Here is a 15574-nt window from a genome sequence, read left to right as displayed (position 1 = left end):
CGAGGGGCCCCCGGCCATGGCCGGGGGCCCCTCGCGCAGGTGGGTGCGGGCCTCTAGATGGTGCCCAGCTTGATGATCGACAACAGGGCGATCAGCTGGATCGCGGAGGCGCCCAGCGCCTTCGGCCACGGCAGGTCGTGCGACTTGCTGACCAGCGAGGTGAAGAGCGCGCCCGCGGCGACCCAGGTGGCCCAGCCCAGCACCTGGACGATCATGTTGTCGCCGCCGAGGAACACGGCGAAGAGCAGGCGCGGGGCGTCCGTGATGGACATGACCAGCATCGACAGGCCCACGGTGGGCTGCCAGCTGCCGTCCCCGCCCATCTGGCGGGCCAGGGTGTGTGTGACCGCGCCCAGGAGCAGACCGCAGATGACGAAGGCCACGCCGGTGGACAGCACGATCGGGACGGCCTGCGACAGCGTCGCGTTGATCACGTCCTTGCGGGCGTCGTCGAGGCCGAACACCGCGAGGAGGCCGTAGAGGAAGGTGACGGTCAGCGCCGGACCCCAGACGGGGTAGTCGCGCATCTGCAGGAAGGTCTGGCCGGGCCGCGTCACGATCCCGCGGAGCAGTTCCTTCCACGGCAGCCGCGGCCCGGACGGAGCCGCCGCGGCAGCGCCCGCCTGGTAGGTCGCGCCCTGGCCGTACGGGTCCTCGCCGACGGCGAAGACCTGCGTGTGCCCGGGGTTGTCGTTCGTGTAGTTGCCGCCGCCCCCGTGGCCGTACGGGGGCTGCTGCGCGTGCGGTTGCTGCTGCCCGTACGGGTCGAAGTACTCCGGCTCGCCGTGGCCCCCGGCGTTCGGCTGCGGCCACTGCTGCTGCGGTGGCGGCCCGCCGACGGGAGGGTAGGGCGGCTGGCCGTACGGCGGCGGTTGCTGCTGACCGTACGACTGCTGCTGCTGCGGGGGTTGTTGCGGACGGCGGTTGTCGTTGCGTCCGCGTCCGATCCTGAATCCAGCCACGTGATCGAACGTACCTGGTCCGGCGGGCCCCGGTGGCCGGGCAGCCGGAACAAGCACCCTTTGCGGCTGACCTGTGACATCCCTTAGGGGATCCCCGGGGGGTTGCCCCCACCCCCGGAACGGCGCCATCGCGTGTCTGGTTTACGGGGTTGTGTAGCGCTCTGCGGCTCTTCGTTACGTTCTCGACGGGATATCCACATATCGGGCCCGTAGCTTCGTGGCCGTCGCCTCCACTCAGCACGAACGCCTACGAACGAGCACGAGGAAGAGTCCCACCATGCGCAGCAGCCGCCGCACCACCCTCCGTACCGCCGCCGTCGTCGTCGCCGGAGCGGCCACCGTCCTGGCCCTCCCGGCCGGGTCCGCCTTCGCGGACGCCCCGACGGGCGGCATGGAGCAGCCGTCGGCCCAGCCGCCCGTCAAGCCGTCGCTCAAGCCGTCGGGGGACCCGAAGCAGCGGCCACTGCCGGCGCCTGCCGTCCGTGCCTTCGTCACGGCCGTGAAGCTGGCGGACGGTTCCGTCGCCAAGGTCTACACGCTCGGCCGGAGCCACTTCGAGGCCGACATCTTCGCGGGCCCCACCAGGCTGGACACCCTGGTCAGCCGGGGCGCGGCCGCGTCGTACGGGCGGAGCAACGGCCTGCACGTCGTGCTCCAGCCGAACGGCACCGTGGCGTCGTGGCTGGACGGGGGGCCGCAGCCGAAGCCCCGGGTGACGCCGAAGCCCCGGACCGCGGCTGAGGGGCGCGTCGAGGTGGAGAGCTCGGTGCGGGTCGCCGTGCCGGGCGGGCGGATCGCCAAGCTGGTGGACGGTCCGCGCGGCAAGTACGTCGTGATCTCCATGCCGAACGGCCGCGTCCTCGGCACCGTCGACCTGAAGCGTCCGAGCGTGCGGAACGGCGGCTGGACGTACGAGCTCGTCCGGGACGGCAAGCGCGTGCAGTTCGTCGTCATCGACGGCAAGGGCGGCGGGAACGGCTGGGTCTACGACTTCGGCGGCAGCCTGATCGGGACGTACACGGTCGACGCGGCGCCGCAGCCGAAGAAGGAGCACGGTATCCGGGTCGTCCCGAGCGGCGGCGCCAGGGCCGCGTCGGGTCCCGCCGGGCTCGGCTTCGCCGTGGTGCCGGCCCGGGGCTGACCGGAAACGCCGCAACGGCCGGCCCCCGAGCGGGGACCGGCCGTTGCGTGTGTTGCCCGACTGCCCAGACGCCTACTTGGCGCCCTCGGCCTTGGGCTCGGCTTCCGGCTTCGCCTCGGGCGCCGCCTCAGCCTCGGCCTTGGACGCTGCAACCTCCGCGTCGGCCGCCTCAGCCTCGGCCTCTGCTGCGTCCGCGTCGGCGTCGGCCTTCGCGCCGGCGGCCTCGGGCTGCTCGACCTTCGCTTCGGTCTCGTCGGCCTCAGCCTCCGCGGGCTGCGCGGCCTCCGCAGGCGCCTCCGCCTCCGCCTTCGCAGCAGCCTCGGCCTCCGCCTTGGCAGCGGCCTCCGCCTCCGCCGCAGCGGCTGCCGCGGCGGCTTCCGCCTCGGCCTCCGCCGCCAGAGCGGCCAGTTCCTCCTCGGTCGGCTCCGGGGCCTTGACCGACTCCAGCAGCAGCTGGGCCACGTCCACGACCTGGACGGACTCCTTCGCCTGGCCCTCGTTCTTCTTGCCGTTGACCGAGTCGGTCAGCATGACCAGGCAGAACGGGCAGGCGGTGGAGACGATGTCGGGATTCAGGGACAGGGCCTCGTCGACGCGCTCGTTGTTGATGCGCTTGCCGATCCGCTCCTCCATCCACATCCGCGCGCCACCCGCGCCGCAGCAGAAGCCCCGCTCCTTGTGGCGGTGCATCTCCTGCTGGCGCAGGCCCGGGACGGCCGACATGATCTCGCGCGGCGGCGTGTAGACCTTGTTGTGCCGGCCCAGGTAGCACGGGTCGTGGTACGTGATCAGACCGTCGACCGGCGTCACCGGCGTCAGCCGGCCCTCGTCGATCAGGTGCTGGAGCAGCTGCGTGTGGTGGATGACCTCGTACTCGCCGCCCAGCTGCGGGTACTCGTTCGCGATGGTGTTGAAGCAGTGCGGGCAGGTCGAGACGATCCGCTTCGCCGACTTCGGCTTCTTCGTCGACGGGTCGTCGTCGTCCTCACCGAAGGCCATGTTCAGCATGGCCACGTTCTCCTGGCCCAGCTGCTGGAACAGCGGCTCGTTGCCCAGGCGGCGCGGCGAGTCGCCGGTGCACTTCTCGTCGCCGCCCATGATCGCGAACTTCACGCCCGCGATGTTCAGCAGCTCGGCGAAGGCCTTCGTGGTCTTCTTGGCCCGGTCCTCCAGGGCGCCGGCGCAGCCGACCCAGTAGAGGTAGTCGAACTCGGAGAGGTCCTCAGCGTCCTTGCCGATGATCGGGACCTCGAAGTCGACCTCCTTCGTCCACTCGACGCGCTGCTTCTTCGCCAGGCCCCAGGGGTTGCCCTTCTTCTCCAGGTTCTTGAGCATCGTGCCCGCCTCGGACGGGAAGGCGCTCTCGATCATCACCTGGTAGCGGCGCATGTCGACGATGTGGTCGATGTGCTCGATGTCGACGGGGCACTGCTCCACGCACGCACCGCAGGTCGTGCAGGACCACAGCACGTCCGGGTCGATGACGCCGTTCTCCAGGGCCGTGCCGATCAGCGGGCGCTCGGCCTCGGCCAGCGCGGCCGCCGGCACACCGGCCAGCTGCTCCTCGGAGGCCTTCTCCTCGCCCTCCATGGTCTTGCCGCCGCCGGCCAGCAGGTACGGGGCCTTGGCGTGCGCGTGGTCGCGCAGCGACATGATCAGCAGCTTCGGGGACAGCGGCTTGCCGGTGTTCCAGGCGGGGCACTGCGACTGGCAGCGGCCGCACTCGGTGCACGTGGAGAAGTCGAGGATGCCCTTCCACGAGAACTGCTCGACCTGCGAGACGCCGAAGACGTCGCCCTCGCCCGGGTCCTCGAAGTCGATCTCCTTGCCGCCGCTGGTCATCGGCTGGAGCGCGCCCAGCGCGGTCGCGCCGTCGGCGTTCCGCTTGAACCAGATGTTCGGGAAGCCGAGGAAGCGGTGCCACGCGACACCCATGTTGGTGTTCAGGGAGACCACGATCATCCAGATCAGCGAGGTGCCGATCTTGATCATCGCGGTGAAGTAGATGGCGTTCTGCAGCGCGCTCGGCGACAGCCCCTCGAAGGCCATGACCAGCGGGTACGAGATCGCGTACGCCGGCTCCCAGCCGTCCACGTGGTGAATGGCGCCCTCGAGGCCGCGCAGGCACAGGATCGCGAGGCCGATGGTGAGGATGATGTATTCGACGAAGTAGGCCTGCCAGGCCTTCGAGCCGGCGAAGCGCGACTTGCGGCCGGCCCGCGAGGGCAGGCTGAGCAGTCGGATCGCGATCAGGACCAGGATGCCGACGACCGTCATCAGGCCGATGAACTCGATGTACAGCTCGAACGGCAGGAAGCCGCCCAGCACGGGAAGCGTCCAGTCGGCCTGGAAGAGCTGGCCGTAGGCCTGCGCCAGGGTCGGCGGCAGCGTCAGGAAGCCGATCGCGACGAACCAGTGCGCGAAGCCGACGATGCCCCAGCGGTTCATCCGGCTGTGGCCGAGGAACTCCCGGACGAGGGTCAGCGTTCGGGCCTTCGGGTCGTCCGTGCGGCTGCCGGCCGGTACGGGCTGTCCGATCTTCACGAAGCGGTAGATCTGCGCCACGGCTCGTGCGAGCAGCGCGACGCCGACCACCGTCAGGACCAGCGACACGATGATCGCGGCGAGTTGCATGGGAGGGCTCCTCGGGCGGCACTTACTAAGCGGTAACTTATGAAGTCAAGGCTTGAGGTTACCCATTCCCGACGCCGCAATGTAGCTGAGCGTGCGGTGATCTGTGTCGCTCAGGCGAGCCTTTGTCGGTAGGCCGCCCGCGGGGTCTGGGCAAGGATCGCGAGGTCCATCCCGAGCCAGTGGTTCTCCACATAATGCCGGTCGAGCAGTGCCATCTCCTCCCAGGGGAGGTCGGAGCGCGCGCTCACCTGCCACAACCCGGTCATTCCGGGGCGTACGAGCAGTCGGTCCGGGCGGTCCGTACGGGCCTCGGGGCGCGGGCCGACCAGTGACATCTCGCCGCGGACCACGTTGAGCAGCTGGGGGAGCCCGTCGAGCGCGCAGCGCTCCAGGAGTGCGCCCGTCCGCCCCGGCCCGGACGTGTCGAAGCGCCAGGTCAGGAAGGGCCGCCCGGCCAGGCCCGCGGCAGGCTGCCGGGTGAAGGGCCGCCCGCCCCGGGTCGCGTACAGCAGTGCGGTGACGGCCGCGAGCGGCAGGGCCAGCACGGCGAGCAGGGCCACCGCCCCGGCGAGGTCGAGCACCCGCTTCGCCGGCGGGGCCGCGGGTACCCGCAGCAGCCGGGGGGCGGTGAGTGTGAGGGGCATGCCAGCACGCTCCCGCACGGGTGGAGGGGCCTCGGCGCGCCGCGCGGCGCGGGTCCCTCGTCCGGCCGCCACGCCCCGCGCGAAACGCAGGGTTGCGCGTAAGGGGCAGCTAAAGGTTGAGCCGACCCGACTCAGTTCTGTTGACGCCTGCGCGGCGATGCGGCATGGTTGAGTCTGTTCCACTCAAGTCAGCTGGAGGAATCGAAATGGCACGTGCGGTCGGCATCGACCTGGGCACCACTAACTCCGTCGTCAGCGTTCTGGAAGGCGGCGAGCCCACCGTCATCACCAACGCCGAGGGCGCCAGGACCACGCCGTCCGTCGTCGCCTTCGCCAAGAACGGCGAGGTCCTCGTCGGCGAGGTGGCCAAGCGCCAGGCGGTCACGAACGTGGACCGGACCATCCGCTCCGTCAAGCGCCACATGGGCACTGACTGGAAGATCAACCTGGATGGCAAGGACTTCAACCCGCAGCAGATGAGCGCCTTCATCCTGCAGAAGCTGAAGCGCGACGCCGAGGCGTACCTGGGTGAGAAGGTCACGGACGCGGTCATCACCGTCCCGGCCTACTTCAACGACTCCGAGCGCCAGGCGACGAAGGAGGCCGGCGAGATCGCGGGTCTGAACGTCCTGCGCATCGTCAACGAGCCGACGGCCGCCGCCCTGGCCTACGGTCTCGACAAGGACGACCAGACCATTCTCGTCTTCGACCTCGGTGGCGGCACCTTCGACGTGTCGCTCCTGGAGATCGGTGACGGCGTCGTCGAGGTCAAGGCCACCAACGGTGACAACCACCTCGGTGGTGACGACTGGGACCAGCGCGTCGTGGACTACCTGGTGAAGCAGTTCGCCAACGGCCACGGCGTCGACCTGTCCAAGGACAAGATGGCCCTGCAGCGTCTGCGCGAGGCCGCCGAGAAGGCGAAGATCGAGCTGTCCTCCTCCACGGAGACCTCGATCAACCTGCCCTACATCACGGCGTCCGCCGAGGGCCCGCTGCACCTGGACGAGAAGCTCACGCGCGCCCAGTTCCAGCAGCTGACCGCGGACCTGCTCGACCGCTGCAAGACCCCGTTCCACAACGTCATCAAGGACGCCGGCATCCAGCTGTCCGAGATCGACCACGTGGTCCTGGTCGGCGGCTCCACCCGCATGCCGGCCGTCGCCGAGCTCGTCAAGGAGCTCACCGGCGGTCAGGACGCCAACAAGGGCGTCAACCCGGACGAGGTCGTCGCCATCGGCGCCACCCTCCAGGCCGGTGTCCTCAAGGGTGAGGTCAAGGACGTCCTGCTCCTCGACGTGACCCCGCTGTCCCTCGGCATCGAGACCAAGGGCGGCATCATGACCAAGCTCATCGAGCGCAACACCACGATCCCGACCAAGCGGTCCGAGATCTTCACGACGGCCGAGGACAACCAGCCGTCCGTGCAGATCCAGGTCTACCAGGGCGAGCGCGAGATCGCGGCGTACAACAAGAAGCTCGGCATGTTCGAGCTGACCGGTCTGCCGCCGGCCCCCCGCGGCGTCCCGCAGATCGAGGTCTCCTTCGACATCGACGCGAACGGCATCATGCACGTGACCGCGAAGGACCTCGGCACGGGCAAGGAGCAGAAGATGACCGTCACCGGCGGCTCCTCGCTCGGCAAGGACGAGGTCGACCGCATGCGCCAGGAGGCGGAGCAGTACGCGGACGAGGACCTGCGCCGCAAGGAGGCCGCCGAGTCCCGCAACCAGGGCGAGCAGCTCGTCTACCAGACGGAGAAGTTCCTCAAGGACAACGAGGACAAGGTCCCGGCCGACGTCAAGACCGAGGTCGAGTCCGCCGTCGCCGAGCTGAAGGAGAAGCTCAAGGGCGAGGACACCGGCGAGATCCGCAGCGCGACCGAGAAGCTCGCCGCGGTCAGCCAGAAGCTCGGCCAGGCGATCTACGCCGACGCGCAGGCCGCCCAGGGCGCAGCCGGCGGCGCCGGTGACGCGGGCCAGGCCAAGGCCGACGACGACGTCGTCGACGCCGAGATCGTCGACGACGAGAAGCCGAAGGGTGGCGCTGCCTGATGTCGGAGGAGACCCCGGGCTTCGACGAGAAGCCCGAAGTCCCCGCCGACGCCGCCTCGGACGACGCCGAGCCGAAGGCCGCCGACTCCGCCGACACGGCGGAGGGGGCGGCCCCGGCCGGGGACAGCGCACAGGACGTGGCCCTGCTGGCGCAGCTGGACCAGGCCCGTACCGCGCTCGGAGAGCGCACCGCGGACCTCCAGCGGCTCCAGGCGGAGTACCAGAACTACCGCCGTCGGGTGGAGCGGGACCGGATCACCGTCAAGGAGATCGCGGTCGCGTCCCTCCTGACGGAGCTCCTGCCGACGCTCGACGACATCGGCCGGGCGCGGGAGCACGGCGAGCTGGTCGGCGGCTTCAAGTCGGTGGCCGAATCGCTGGAGACGGTCGCCGCCAAGATGGGCCTGCAGCAGTTCGGCAAGGAGGGCGAGCCCTTCGACCCGACGGTCCACGAGGCCCTGATGCACTCGTACGCGCCGGACGTCACCGAGACGACCTGCGTGGCGATCCTGCAGCCCGGGTACCGGATCGGCGAGCGTACGATCCGTCCCGCGCGGGTCGCGGTGGCCGAGCCCCAGCCGGGAGCGGCCCCCAAGTCCGAGTCCGCGGAGGGCGACAAGCCGTCCGGCGAGGACGCGGATGCAGCCGACAAGGGCTGACGCAGTACACGTAGAGGCACGGGAGGAGGGACACCGGGGATGAGCACGAAGGACTTCGTCGAGAAGGACTACTACAAGGTCCTCGGTGTCCCGAAGGACGCCACCGAGGCCGAGATCAAGAAGGCGTACCGCAAGCTCGCGCGCGAGTTCCACCCGGACGCCAACAAGGGCGACGCCGCCGCCGAGGAGCGTTTCAAGGAGATCTCCGAGGCGAACGACATCCTCGGGGACGCCAAGAAGCGCAAGGAGTACGACGAGGCGCGCGCCCTGTTCGGCAACGGCGGCTTCCGCCCCGGGCCGGGCGGCGGCGGCTCGTTCAACTTCGACCTGGGCGACCTCTTCGGCGGCACCCAGCAGGGCGGTCAGGCCGGCGGCTTCGGCGGCGGCCTGGGCGACGTGTTCGGCGGCCTCTTCAACCGCGGCGCCGGCGCGGGTGCGGGCACCCGCACCCAGCCGCGCCGCGGCCAGGACATCGAGTCGGAGGTCACCCTCTCCTTCACGGAGGCGGTGGACGGGGCCACGGTCCCGCTCCGGATGTCCTCGCAGGCGCCCTGCAAGGCCTGTTCGGGCACCGGCGACAAGAACGGCACGCCCAGGGTGTGCCCGACCTGCGTCGGCACCGGCCAGGTCTCGCGGGGCAGCGGCGGCGGCTTCTCGCTGACCGACCCCTGCGCGGACTGCAAGGGCCGCGGCCTGATCGCGGAGACCCCCTGCGACGTCTGCAAGGGCAGCGGCCGGGCCCGCAGCTCCCGCACCATGCAGGTCCGGATCCCGGCGGGCGTCTTCGACGGCCAGCGGATCCGGCTGCGCGGCAAGGGCGCTCCGGGCGAGCGGGGCGGTCCGGCCGGCGACCTCTACGTGGTCGTGCACGTCGGCACCCACCCGGTGTTCGGCCGCAAGGACGACAACCTCACGGTGACCGTTCCGGTGACGTTCGCGGAGGCGGCGCTGGGCGCCGACATCAAGGTCCCGACCTTGAACGGCCCGTCCGTGACGCTGAAACTGCCCCCGGGCACCCCGAACGGGCGTACGATGCGGGCCCGCGGCAAGGGGGCGGTCCGCAAGGACGGCACCCGCGGGGACCTGCTGGTCACCGTGGAAGTGGCGGTTCCGACCGAGCTGTCCGACAAGGCACGCGAGGCGCTGGAGATGTACCGCGAGGCGACGGAGTCGCAGGACCCGCGCTCCGCGCTGTTCGAGTCCGCGAAGGGAGCATGACATGGACGGCCGCCGACGACAGTCTTCCCGTCTGGGAAGCGGTTACCAACTCACCGACGAGACCCCGGTCTACGTGATCTCGGTGGCCGCCCAGCTCTCGGGCCTGCACCCGCAGACCCTGCGCCAGTACGACCGTCTCGGCCTGGTCAGCCCGGACCGCACGGCCGGCCGCGGCCGGCGCTATTCGGCCCGGGACATCGAGCTGCTCCGCACGGTGCAGGCGCTGTCCCAGGACGAGGGCATCAACCTGGCGGGCATCAAGCGGATCATCGAACTGGAGAACCAGGTCGCCGCGCTCCAGCAGCGCGTCGCCGAGCTCTCCGCCGCGGTGGACGGCGCCGCCGCCACGCTGCGGGCCCGCGAGGCCCAGGTGCACGCCTCGTACCGGCGCGACCTGGTCCCGTACCAGCCCCCGCAGCCGGGCAGCGCCCTGGTCGTCTGGCGCCCGGCCCCCAAGCGCCCGCTGGACTGAACGGGAGCCCGTCCGGGCCCGGAGCACCACCTGTCAGGCCCCGCCCCTTCCAGGGCGGGGCCTGACGGCTTTCCAGCGGGCTTCTAGAGGACTTGCGGGTCCGGGTGCGGGTCCCGGCCCGGATCGGCGTCCTCGCACTCCTGCGGCGCGGAGGGGCGGCCCAGGATGCCCGACTGGGCGATCAGGTAGCCGAGCTGGGCCCGGCTGCCGCTGCCGAGGGTGGTGGCGAGCTTGGCGATGTGCGCGCGGCAGGTGCGTACGTTCATCCCGAGGCGGCGGGCGATGGCCTCGTCCACGTGGCCCTCGATGAGGAGCTGGGCGATGGTGCGCTGCACGCCGGTGACGCCGCCGGGGGTGCTGCGGTACGTCACCTCCTCCGTCAGGGGCACGGCGCGGTGCCACAGTTGCTCGAACACCTTGATGAGGTAGTCGACGAGGCCGGGGTGGCGCAGTTCCAGGGCGACCCGGCGGTCGTCGCTCACGGGGATGAAGGCGACCGTGCGGTCGAAGATGATGAGGCGCTCTATCAGCTCCTCGAGCGTGCGGATCTCGACCTTGCCCGTGGAGATGCGGTCCACGTAGGCGAGCGTGCCCTGGCTGTGCCGCGCGGTGTGCTGGTAGAGGGTCCGTATGCTGACCCCGCGGTCGATCAGCGGCTGGTCGCGCTCCAGGGCCTGTGTGAGAGCCTCGGAGGGGCGTGCTCCGCCCGGCTGGACCGTCAGCACCTCGGTGTGGCATTCGGCCGTCGCGAGGTTCAGCGCGGCGTTGATCCTTTCGAAACCCTCCAGCACCGTGATGGCATGGGTGTCGGCCGGACTCTGCGCACTGATGGCGAGGAAAGGCTCGAAAGTGTCGGTGAGATCTACAGCGCTGCGTCGGCGGTCCTGGATCTCGCGTTCAATCGGGTGGAGTCGTTGCGCCAAAGCCACGGACGGGGGAACCGGGCGGAGTTGGTTCGCGTCATCCGGGTCGGGCTGCAGAAGGGCGAGTTCCAGCAGGCAGGGGGCGTTCTGGATCTCTCCCCGGGCGATCCGGCCGGTGCTCAGGGCAGCGGCGTAGAGCCGGGTTCCCTCCGCGCACATGGACGTGACGGGGTGGGGATGTGTCGCCATTGTCTCGTTTCGCGTCAAATCTCCACCCCCCAGGGTCCTGAACATGCAAGAACATGATGCATCGTCCCTGTGGCATTGACGTGCCTGAATGAGCCATCGTCTGACACGCGGGGGAGAGGATTCCATCAAGTGAGGACGAAGCCGACCATGTACAAGAGAATGCTTCGCTCGGTGCTTGCCATAGGTTTCTCCGCCGTTGCGGTTTTTGGGGCAGTCAGCGCCGTCGAAAGTGACGCGGGGAGCGCTAGGGACGGTCAGGGCACGAGCCTGACGAGCACGGAGTTCGACACCGGCTGGACCACGGCACCCGTGGGCAAGTACGCCGACACCGGCTGGACCAGCGCCGAGCTGGGCGGCAAGGACGACACCGGCTGGACCGAGGCTCCCGCAGGAGTGTCCGCATGACCCCCGACGACCGCGGCTTCCGCCGCGAGATGGCGTCCGCGTACCGCTCCGGCTGGCAGTTCATCGACCTCGCCACGGCCATCCCCCACCCCGGCGACTCGTTGATGGTCACCCTGTTCGGCCAACCGATCGTCATCGTGCGCGAGGAGGACGAGGACGTACGTGCCTACCGGTGCCTGCGCCGCCCGCGCGGCGCGCCGCAGCCCGTCCGCTGCGAGGTGCGCTACGGAATGGTCTTCGTCAATCTCGACCAGCGGGACCACCAGCTCTTCGAACCCGACATCACCACCGCCACCCCCCGCAGTGCCTGAAGCGATTCCCCCGTCGTTGCAGATCGCTCAGGCGCTACCCCCACACAACGGCGCCATCGTGGACCTGACCACGATGGCGCCGTTGTGATGCCGCCGTCCAGTGCGTGAACCGGACAAGATGAAGAATCAACGGCTCACGCGCGACCCATGGCCCGGTCCAGGGTGATCTCCACGACCACGCGGTCGGGATTGGGCGACGGCGTCCGCCCGTACCGCTCCGCGTAGCGCGCCACCGCGTCGGCGACCGACGCCTCGTCCGTTCGGACCACCGCACGGCCCTCCAGCGTGGCCCAGCGGCGCCCCTCCATCTGGCAGACCGCCACCCGCGCCCCGCCCTCCGGTGTGCCCTGCGCCGCCAGGACGTTGCGGACCTTCTTGCTGTGCTTGTTGCTGATCACCCGGGCCAGGCCGGCCTCCGGGTCGTACGTCACGCCCACCGGCACCACATGAGGGGTCCCGTCGGGGCGCGGGGTGGTCAGTGTGCAGACGTGCCGCTCCCGCCAGAAGGCGAGGTACTCGGGCGTCGGGTTGAGTACGTCATGGGACATGGCCCGAAGGGTACGGGAACCCGTCCCCTCAACTGCCTTGAGTGGAATAGACTCAACTTTGCATACGCTGACTCTGTCAGACCCTTTGCATCCTTCGGAGAGGAGAAGACGCAGTGGACGCCGAGCTGACCAACAAGAGCCGGGACGCGCTGAACGCGGCCACCAGCAGGGCCGTCAAGGAAGGCCACGCGGATCTGACCCCCGCGCACCTGCTGCTGGCGCTGCTCGCCGGCGAGGACAACGAGAACGTCATCGACCTGCTGGTCGCCACGGACGCCGACCAGGCCGCCGTGCGCAGCGGCGCCGAACGCCTCCTGGCGGCGCTGCCCAGCGTCACCGGCTCCACGGTCGCGCCCCCGCAGCCCACCCGCGACCTGCTCGCCGTGCTCGCCGAGGCCGACAGCGAGGCGGGCAAGCTCGGTGACGAGTACCTCTCCACCGAACACCTGCTCATCGCCGTCGCCGCCAAGGGCGGCGGGGCCGGTGAGGTCCTTTCCGCCCAGGGCGCGACGGCGAAGAAGCTGCTGGACGCCTTCCAGAACGCACGAGGAGCACGGCGGGTGACCACCCCCGACCCCGAGGGCCAGTACAAGGCCCTGGAGAAGTTCGGCACCGACTTCACGGCCGCGGCGCGCGACGGCAAGCTCGACCCGGTCATCGGCCGCGACCACGAGATCCGCCGGGTCGTGCAGGTGCTCTCGCGCCGTACGAAGAACAACCCGGTGCTCATCGGCGAGCCCGGCGTCGGCAAGACGGCCGTCGTCGAGGGCCTGGCCCAGCGCATCGTCAAGGGCGACGTGCCCGAGTCCCTGAAGAACAAGCGGCTCGTCTCCCTCGACCTCGGCGCCATGGTCGCCGGCGCCAAGTACCGCGGCGAGTTCGAGGAGCGGCTCAAGACCGTCCTCGCGGAGATCAAGTCCAGCGAGGGCCAGATCATCACCTTCATCGACGAGCTGCACACGGTCGTCGGCGCGGGCGCCGGCGGCGACTCCGCGATGGACGCCGGCAACATGCTCAAGCCCATGCTGGCCCGCGGCGAGCTGCGCATGGTCGGCGCGACCACCCTCGACGAGTACCGCGAGCGCATCGAGAAGGACCCGGCGCTGGAGCGGCGCTTCCAGCAGGTGCTGGTCGCCGAGCCGTCCGTGGAGGACACCATCGCGATCCTGCGCGGGCTCAAGGGCCGCTACGAGGCCCACCACAAGGTCGTCATCAACGACAGCGCGCTGGTCGCCGCCGCGACCCTCTCCGACCGGTACATCACCTCCCGCTTCCTGCCCGACAAGGCCATCGACCTCGTCGACGAGGCGGCGTCCCGGCTGCGCATGGAGATCGACTCCTCGCCCGTCGAGATCGACGAACTCCAGCGCTCGGTGGACCGGCTGCGGATGGAGGAGCTGGCGCTGAACAACGAGTCCGACCCGGCCTCCCGCGAACGCCTCGACAAGATCCGCAAGGACCTGGCCGACCGGGAGGAGGAGCTGCGCGGCCTGACCGCCCGCTGGGAGAAGGAGAAGCAGTCCCTCAACCGGGTCGGCGAGCTCAAGGAGCGCCTGGACGACCTGCGCGGCCAGGCCGAGCGGGCCCAGCGCGACGGCGACTTCGACGCCGCCTCCAAGCTGCTCTACGGGGAGATCCCGGCCCTGGAGCGCGAGCTGGCCGAGGCCACCGAGGAGGAGGCCGAGGCCTCCAAGGCCGGGACCGCGAAGAACACGATGGTCAAGGACGAGGTCGGCCCGGACGACATCGCCGACGTGGTGGGCGCCTGGACGGGCATCCCCGCGGGCCGCCTGCTGGAGGGCGAGACCCAGAAGCTGCTCCGGATGGAGGACGAGCTCGGCCGCCGCCTCATCGGCCAGACCGAGGCCGTACGGGCCGTCTCCGACGCCGTGCGCCGCACCCGAGCCGGCATCGCCGACCCGGACCGGCCGACCGGCTCCTTCCTCTTCCTCGGCCCGACGGGCGTGGGCAAGACGGAGCTGGCCAAGGCGCTCGCCGACTTCCTCTTCGACGACGAGCGGGCCATGGTCCGCATCGACATGTCGGAGTACTCCGAGAAGCACAGCGTGGCCCGGCTCGTCGGCGCCCCGCCCGGCTACGTCGGCTACGAGGAGGGCGGCCAGCTCACCGAGGCCGTCCGGCGCCGCCCGTACAGCGTGGTGCTCCTCGACGAGGTGGAGAAGGCCCACCCCGAGGTCTTCGACATCCTGCTCCAAGTCCTCGACGACGGCCGGCTCACCGACGGGCAGGGCCGCACCGTCGACTTCCGCAACACCATCCTGATCCTCACCTCCAACCTGGGCAGCCAGTTCCTGATGGACCCGGCCACCTCGGCCGAGCAGAAGAAGCAGCAGGTCCTGGACGTGGTCCGGGCGAGCTTCAAGCCGGAGTTCCTCAACCGCCTGGACGACCTGGTGGTCTTCTCCGCGCTGAGCCGGGACGAGCTGGCGCACATCGCCGAGCTCCAGATCGGCCGCCTCGCGAAGCGCCTGGCCGACCGGCGCCTCACCCTGGACGTCACCCCCGAGGCCCTGGCCTGGGTGGCGGACAAGGGCAACGACCCCGCGTACGGCGCCCGGCCGCTGCGCCGCCTGATCCAGACGGCGATCGGCGACCGCCTGGCGAAGGAGATCCTCTCCGGCGAGGTGCGCGACGGCGACACCGTACGGGTCGACGTGGCGGGCGAGGACCTGCTGGTGGGCAAGGCGCTCTGACCGGCGTCCGCCCCGTCCCGCCGCCGGGCACCCCGCGTACAGGAACGTGCGCGGGGTGCACTCCTGTCCGCCCGCAGCGGATCCGTGACCGTCGGGCTGGACATGGGGTGGGCGGGATGGGGGAGGATGCAGGTATCCGCACGAAGGGAAGTACACGGTGAGCATCGACCCGGCCTCGATTCCGAACTTCGGAGGGCAGCAGCCCGATCCGCAGGCCACAGGACCGGCGGGCCCCGTCGTCCCCGACCAGGATCTGGTCAAGCAGCTGCTGGAGCAGATGGAGCTCAAGTACGTCGTCGACGACGAGGGTGACCTCGCGGCGCCGTGGGAGGAGTTCCGTACGTACTTCATGTTCCGCGGCGAAGCGGAGCAGCAGGTCTTCTCGGTGCGGACCTTCTACGACCGTCCGCACAAGATCGACGAGAAGCCGCAGCTCCTCGAGTCGATCGACGACTGGAACCGTCGCACCCTGTGGCCGAAGGTCTACAGCCACACGCACGACGACGGCTCCGTCCGCCTGATCGGCGAGGCGCAGATGCTGATCGGCACCGGCGTCAACCTGGAGCACTTCGTGTCCTCCACGGTCAGCTGGGTCCGCGCGTCCATCGAGTTCGACAAGTGGCTCACGGAGCAGCTCGGACTGGAGAAGGACATCGACTCCGCCGACGGCGAGGACGAGGACGGCGGGGACAACTGACCC

General features: G+C 70.2%; 13 protein-coding genes. 8 read left to right on the top strand and 5 right to left on the bottom strand.

Annotated elements, in window-relative coordinates:
• Window positions 1-53 precede the first annotated feature (53 nt).
• Window positions 54-962 (bottom strand): Yip1 family protein, encoded by a 909-nt coding sequence (locus tag AVW11_RS15540; protein ID WP_076044275.1) that lies wholly within the window; start codon window positions 960-962, stop codon window positions 54-56.
• A 277-nt stretch (window positions 963-1239) separates the two neighbouring features.
• On the opposite strand from AVW11_RS15540, the gene AVW11_RS15535 reads away from it, so the two are divergent.
• The gene (locus AVW11_RS15535) at window positions 1240-2103 is read left to right on the top strand and encodes a hypothetical protein (protein WP_076044274.1); all 864 of its coding nucleotides are present in this window, start codon (window positions 1240-1242) and stop codon (window positions 2101-2103) included.
• Window positions 2104-2175: 72 nt separating this feature from the next.
• Here AVW11_RS15535 and AVW11_RS15530 read toward each other — a convergent pair whose 3' ends face one another.
• Window positions 2176-4737, bottom strand: coding sequence for a (Fe-S)-binding protein (locus AVW11_RS15530; protein ID WP_240528184.1), 2562 nt, complete (start codon window positions 4735-4737; stop codon window positions 2176-2178).
• 110 nt (window positions 4738-4847) lie between these two features.
• Window positions 4848-5381 (bottom strand): sugar transferase, encoded by a 534-nt coding sequence (locus AVW11_RS15525; protein WP_051699433.1) that lies wholly within the window; start codon window positions 5379-5381, stop codon window positions 4848-4850.
• A gap of 206 nt (window positions 5382-5587) precedes the next feature.
• On the opposite strand from AVW11_RS15525, the gene dnaK reads away from it, so the two are divergent.
• Genes dnaK through AVW11_RS15505 form a run of 4 tightly spaced genes read left to right on the top strand, consistent with a single transcriptional unit; the run spans window position 5588 to window position 9784 of the window.
• Window positions 5588-7435 carry a molecular chaperone DnaK gene (gene dnaK / locus AVW11_RS15520; protein ID WP_060177077.1) on the top strand — a complete coding sequence of 616 codons (1848 nt, stop codon included), beginning with the start codon at window positions 5588-5590 and terminating at the stop codon, window positions 7433-7435.
• Window positions 7435-8094 carry a nucleotide exchange factor GrpE gene (gene grpE / locus AVW11_RS15515; protein WP_030838856.1) on the top strand — a complete coding sequence of 220 codons (660 nt, stop codon included), beginning with the start codon at window positions 7435-7437 and terminating at the stop codon, window positions 8092-8094. The genes dnaK and grpE overlap by 1 nt, the downstream gene beginning before the upstream one ends.
• A gap of 39 nt (window positions 8095-8133) precedes the next feature.
• On the top strand, window positions 8134-9312 hold the full coding sequence (gene dnaJ, locus AVW11_RS15510) for a molecular chaperone DnaJ (protein WP_060177076.1): 1179 nt from the start codon (window positions 8134-8136) through the stop codon (window positions 9310-9312).
• Between the two features lies 1 nt (window position 9313).
• Entirely contained in the window at window positions 9314-9784 is a 471-nt protein-coding gene (locus tag AVW11_RS15505) for a heat shock protein transcriptional repressor HspR (RefSeq protein ID WP_030838850.1), read from the top strand.
• An 83-nt stretch (window positions 9785-9867) separates the two neighbouring features.
• Here AVW11_RS15505 and AVW11_RS15500 read toward each other — a convergent pair whose 3' ends face one another.
• Window positions 9868-10941, bottom strand: coding sequence for a hypothetical protein (locus AVW11_RS15500; RefSeq protein ID WP_030838848.1), 1074 nt, complete (start codon window positions 10939-10941; stop codon window positions 9868-9870).
• Window positions 10942-11297: 356 nt separating this feature from the next.
• Between AVW11_RS15500 and AVW11_RS15490 the strand changes: the two genes are divergently transcribed.
• A complete protein-coding gene (locus AVW11_RS15490) occupies window positions 11298-11612 on the top strand; it encodes a Rieske (2Fe-2S) protein (RefSeq protein ID WP_030026718.1) in 315 nt (104 codons plus the stop codon).
• A gap of 134 nt (window positions 11613-11746) precedes the next feature.
• On the opposite strand, the gene AVW11_RS15485 is transcribed toward AVW11_RS15490, so the two are convergent.
• On the bottom strand, window positions 11747-12160 hold the full coding sequence (locus AVW11_RS15485) for a pyridoxamine 5'-phosphate oxidase family protein (protein ID WP_030838842.1): 414 nt from the start codon (window positions 12158-12160) through the stop codon (window positions 11747-11749).
• Between the two features lie 113 nt (window positions 12161-12273).
• Here AVW11_RS15485 and clpB point away from each other — a divergent pair, with 113 nt between their 5' ends.
• Both clpB and AVW11_RS15475 read left to right on the top strand, forming a co-directional pair.
• Window positions 12274-14874, top strand: a complete 2601-nt coding sequence (gene clpB, locus AVW11_RS15480; protein WP_076044273.1) for an ATP-dependent chaperone ClpB — start codon at window positions 12274-12276, stop codon at window positions 14872-14874.
• Window positions 14875-15031: 157 nt separating this feature from the next.
• Window positions 15032-15571 carry a YbjN domain-containing protein gene (locus AVW11_RS15475; RefSeq protein WP_030647953.1) on the top strand — a complete coding sequence of 180 codons (540 nt, stop codon included), beginning with the start codon at window positions 15032-15034 and terminating at the stop codon, window positions 15569-15571.
• Window positions 15572-15574: the final 3 nt, after the last annotated feature.

It is taken from the genome of Streptomyces amritsarensis, from assembly GCF_001953875.1.
GTDB lineage: Bacteria > Actinomycetota > Actinomycetes > Streptomycetales > Streptomycetaceae > Streptomyces > Streptomyces amritsarensis.
Note: the sequence above shows the minus strand (reverse complement) of the source record. Positions and strands in the feature narration are given on the sequence as shown.